We start from the raw sequence: 5,241 nt of genomic DNA on the forward strand, positions 1-5,241 counted from the left end.
ATGTAATAGTATAGTAATAAAATATAATCAATACGTTGTGGAACCTAATATGTTGGAAAAAACCAAATTGCCTATTTGCTCGCCCCTGCTGTGCGGCAGCCTCCTTATAGGGCTGCTAACCGGTTGTGAGAATCTGTCGGTCGAGCAGTCTGATACGTACGCTGAACAAGGTAGTCGCTTAGAAATTGTAGAGAGCCCTGTAACGTTAACTAATTCCACAGATTTTACTGCTGAGTACTACGTTACAGACTCCACGGTAAAACGTCTCAATATTGATTTAGAGACAAAGGGTAACTACGCCCAGCTCAGTATCATGAACGGTAACAAAGTATTAGTAGACAATCTCGATGTACCTAAGCAAGGAAGGCATCGCCTAAACGTTCTCGTCGATTTTGAAACCACCGGCAAGCACACGTTAACTTTTGTACGACGCAGCAATGATATTCTTATCAATGAAGTTACATTCGAAGAGGTTAACAACTTAGTCATTCCTAGTTTTACTAACGCATCTGAACAATACCAGTTAGAGACCGAAATAAGTTATAAGTATGGTGGGCCAGCTATAGGGGACGTTGACGCTGATGGTGATTACGACTACGTATTAAATAATCACAATCACGTTCCAACGCAATTAGTAACCTATAATGGTGATCAGCCTGTTAAGCTCGAAAGACTATTCAATTATCCTCTAGACTTTCATGGTTCAACAGTGGGCGACTACGACAACGACGGCGACTTGGACATATTAGTTGCTCAAGGTGGCGCTAACGGCACCAACCCGACATCTTACATTTTACTGGAAAATAACGAGCAAAAATTCACCAATGTTTCTGCTAGTGCTGGAATTCTAACCCCGGCTCGGGGGCGCTCTCCACGTTGGGTGGATATGGATTTAGATGGGGATCTAGACGTAGCTTTATTCAACGCTCCTACGCCTTTCAGCAAGAATCCAGTTCAGTATTTCTTTAAAAATAATGGAGATAAGACGTTTTCTCAACAACGCGTTGCCGGTGTTGAAGATGCAGCTGGCGAGCGTGTTCTAGTCACTGATTTTAATCATGATGGTATTGATGATTTTATCGTATTTTCCCCAATTACATTGTGGCAAGGTAACGGTGATTTCAGTTATACCGATGTGACAGCAGCGAAACTCCCTAAACACTTACAAGGTAAATCGGGTTATTACGCAGCCGTTGACATTGATGTAAATAATGACGGTTTACTTGACCTATACTTTGCAGGAAGCAAAACGCACTATCAACTCTCACGTAAATCTATCGACTTCAACCCTAAAACCGAACGTCTCGATATTCGTGATGACGGCGAGATAGGCACTACTGCAATAACATTCACTGCTGATAAAGAAATCACATTAGCCGATCTAGACCTTACCTATCGAATGTACAACGGCGGGTTCGATATCTTCCTGGGTGATGAGAAAACAAGAACAGTAGTTAATGCTAAAGGTTTCATGCCAGAGCAGCGTCCTAAAGAAATGCGCACCGCGCCGTCGAAGCTTGTTATAAACCCTAGTGACGCTGAAGGTTGGCCGACGGAGCGAAAATCTAATGGTCTTTATATTGGTTATCTTGGTGATAATCAGTGGAAAGCAGAATGGGTCAGAGATATGAGCATTTACTGGAAAGTATCTTTCTCCCTTACAGGGCTTCAAGATATTCAATACGACTGGGAGTCTAACAATAGAAACGTACAAGACATATTGCTGATAAACAGAGATGACTTTTTTGTAGAGCGCGGCGCAGATTGGAATATCCCGCTCGGAGGGAACCACTGGGGAGTCACACGAGCCGATTTTAACAACGATGGCTGGCAAGATTTATTCTTGCACCGGTACGGTTTTTTAGCCGAAAGAGTTGCTGATTTGTTGCTACTAAATAATGGCGGAGGAAGATTTGAGAATATTATGACTCATGGCGCCTCAGCAACCGAAGACACAGGTCACGGTGATATGGGGCAAGCTTTCGACTTTAATAACGATGGGCTCGTAGATTTGCTCAATGGTAGCGAAGAAGAAGGGGCATGGTACTTATACAAAAATAAAACTGAGCTTCAAAATAACTATATTCTCATTGACGTAAATTATAGTCCCAAAGAGAATATTGACCCTTATTCAGCCACGGTCAGCATAAAAACCCGTTCCGGTAAAACTTATCAAAAGCGAGTCGGCTCGGCTGGAGAAGTGCACTCTCAGAGCCTGATGGATATTGTTCACTTTGGTCTAGGAAAAGATGATCATATCACTTCAGCCATAATTAAGTGGCGAAATGGTGAAGAACTGGAACTTAAGGACTTAAAAGCGAATAAATTGTATACCACAGACTAGAAGTAATAAGGCGGGGAATTCAATATTCGATAGGCTTGACCTATCGTTGGATTCTCTGCCTTTATTCGTAATTACCATACTGGCTTAAAACTAAATAGCTTAACACCAATATCTTACCCAACCCGATGCTCTTCTAGCGATAAAAAGATGCTGCCACATTCCATGAATCAACAGTCCCCCCTTCTTCAAGGCTCAAGAGCTCAAGGCCCGCCACTTATTACTAACGTGATAATAGACACGTTTGACGATGTGTAACAACGCATATCTGTAAGGATAAAGGGGAAGTTTTTTGAGGCTGGATAAAAAGTGAGTAAAGAACGCTTAGCGTCGCACACCACGCGGCCCCAAGCTTTTGATTTCACACCCCGTGATAAACGGGATGTGAATTTAGAAAGTTCTAAGCAAATCCTCGCATATTACTTAAACCTGCGCGGATACATTTCGCTATTAATTTCTTGGGCTGCTTTCACCATCGGAGCATATGGAGTATCGGTAACGTTTACAAACCCGACATTGTAGTTTTCGCCATCGTAAGCTCGCCCAGTAATAGGTGAGTCCATGTACTGAAACCAATGTGCACCAACAAAGTATGGATTGTCTATTACTGAATACATGTAGTCTTTATACATTTTAGCCCGATCTTTTTGCGTCGCAGCCTGAATTAAACCAGGGTGAAACAGACCATTGTCTCGTGCGCCCATGTGAAACTCGCCAATAATACTCGGCATATCTATGTCTTCAAGAAACGCCCACGATTTAGGATGGATACCTTCTTTGTAAACATTGTAAGACATGACATCAACGTGTTCGGCTGCCGCTTTTACAATTTCTTTGGGCTTACCCCAACTAGGGAAACGCGCGCCTAGGTACATGTGATTTGGCATGTGCTTGTCCAAAGCAGCATTGACTATACTAAAGTACTTTTCACCGTAGAGATAAAGCATATCGCTATAGTCAGCAAGTTGCACATCGTTACGAATACTAGAGTCTATACCTTCATCAAAGGCATCCCAAGACGCTATATCTGTATCCCAGGCCTTATTCAGTGCGGTGATACTCTCGTATTTCTTCTTCATTAGATTGGTGAATGCAGCTTTAGTGGGTACTTCACTACCGTCGCGAGTCAAGGTGTTAATGACAATACCGTAACGTGCTTCGTTAGTTTCGCTACGGCCAAAGCTTTTCTCGTTATCTATGAATACGCCCACGCACCAAGGGTTACCTTTCACCTGTTCAGCCACGTTAGAAGCCGTTATGTCAGCCCGTCGTGCAAACTCTGGATCGAATACATCAGGTAGTGGTGACCAGAAGTCATTGCCGCTTGAAACTGTTTTAAAATCACCAATAATCCATCCGTTGGCAAAATACGGCACCTGATTATTTTGATAAAACCTAGGGTCGGTCCAATTCCCTAACGAGCTAAACCCCCAGTGTTTCATACGTTTAAGGGTTACCTGCTCCCATGCTTCTAACGGATCTTCAGCGCCATATTTGCGCTCTAGGTTAGCGGCATAAAAGCTGAAGGTTTCGCCTTTTTTGACTGGGCCTGAATGCGCGCTCCCGCGATATCCAAACCACTTACCTAGTGACTCGTCATAGCTTGGCAACCAATTAAACATGTTAACTCTGACATCTGATACCACATGACGACTTGGAACGGCAGCATCGTTTACACGGTTCAGCCCTTTAGAATCTTCAGGCGTTACACCATCCCCTCCTAGACTAACGAGAGCATCGTCAAAGCCGTACCCTGTCATAGTTGAAGTATTAGACAGCCTAATAATGTCTAAACCTGTAGCAAAATAAAGATAGCCCTCAGGGTCTACCAATGCCCATTTTCCATCGACCTTTTGGGTTCTAAAATAACCCGTTGCTTCTAACTTTGGCCCGTTTTTATATCCACCGAAACGAGAACGATCAGGCATTAGTTTATTATCTAGCTTTTCTGCCTCCGTATCTTTAGCTGCAATAAGCTCTTCTTGAGAATGAATTTTACCTGGGAATTCCACTGTAGCGTTTTGACCATATTTATCTACTATATTGGTAAGAAACTCCGTATCCATCTCAGGGTTTGGGCGCAAGCGAATATTACTAAGCTCTATCGTCTTATCAAACAGTGCGCTATCAATAGATAAGCTTATTTGAGTAATGCCTTCTAGATTGAGATTTTTCTTTCCCCACATGGAAATAAATTGAACCTCATTCGACTCCCACGTTTCTGGGTTAGAGCGTAGACCGGATAAGAAGTTGAGCTCTTGGTTCACGTTGCCATCAGGTGTTGCTAAGTCATGCCCACGCATCTTTGCGTAATAGGTTGTTTTTTCTCCCACAGGAACGGCGACACTTCGCGTGTATGTAGCACCGTCTATGTCGGTAATATTCAAAAACAGTTGCACAGAGTGCGGGCCGGGGTTTTTAATATCCATCGCCAAATTAAAATCATCAAATTCACTCAGGTCCCATGGCGTGCTAGGACGTAAGTTAATGCCTGAATGAGGGTTCTCTTTCGCAAGAAAAGTAACGTTTAAGCTATTCCCAACAAAGTCGACGTTGGCGTTAACTAAGTCAATTTGAGAAGCAGCGTCTTTCTTTGATAATTGGATTAGTGGATGTTCGCTGTTCCTTTCAGATTTAGCTTCAATAGAGCCAGATGTGTTTACGTTGTTTGTATGATTTTCTTCCGATTTTTGACACCCCATAAGGATGACAGAAAGCGCTAAAGCTATTGCTGTTTTTTTCATTTTGGTAACTCACATTTTGTTAACAATTAAAGGCAGTATAACCCTATAAGGTTAAACATTAAACTGTTAACAATATAAATAACTACTTGGGCTTCGATAATTTGTTTTTCATAAGCTCCGTCTAAATCAGTAAAACACTATATGACTAGACATTAC

The 5,241-nt window shown here is 42.4% G+C and carries 2 protein-coding genes; one reads left to right on the forward strand and one right to left on the reverse strand.

Annotation, left to right across the window (positions count from 1 at the left end; translation table 11 throughout):
• Positions 1 to 49: 49 nt before the first annotated feature.
• Positions 50 to 2,344: a CRTAC1 family protein gene (locus tag KL866_RS19255; protein ID WP_214996552.1), complete on the forward strand. Its 2,295-nt coding sequence runs from the start codon at positions 50 to 52 to the stop codon at positions 2,342 to 2,344.
• Between the two features lie 416 nt (positions 2,345 to 2,760).
• Here the strand turns inward: KL866_RS19255 and KL866_RS19260 are convergent, their stop codons facing one another.
• Positions 2,761 to 5,085, reverse strand: coding sequence for a beta-galactosidase (locus KL866_RS19260; protein WP_025254065.1), 2,325 nt, complete (start codon positions 5,083 to 5,085; stop codon positions 2,761 to 2,763).
• Positions 5,086 to 5,241 lie beyond the last annotated feature (156 nt).

The sequence above is a fragment of the Alteromonas sp. ALT199 genome, from assembly GCF_018619335.1.
Lineage (GTDB): Bacteria > Pseudomonadota > Gammaproteobacteria > Enterobacterales > Alteromonadaceae > Alteromonas.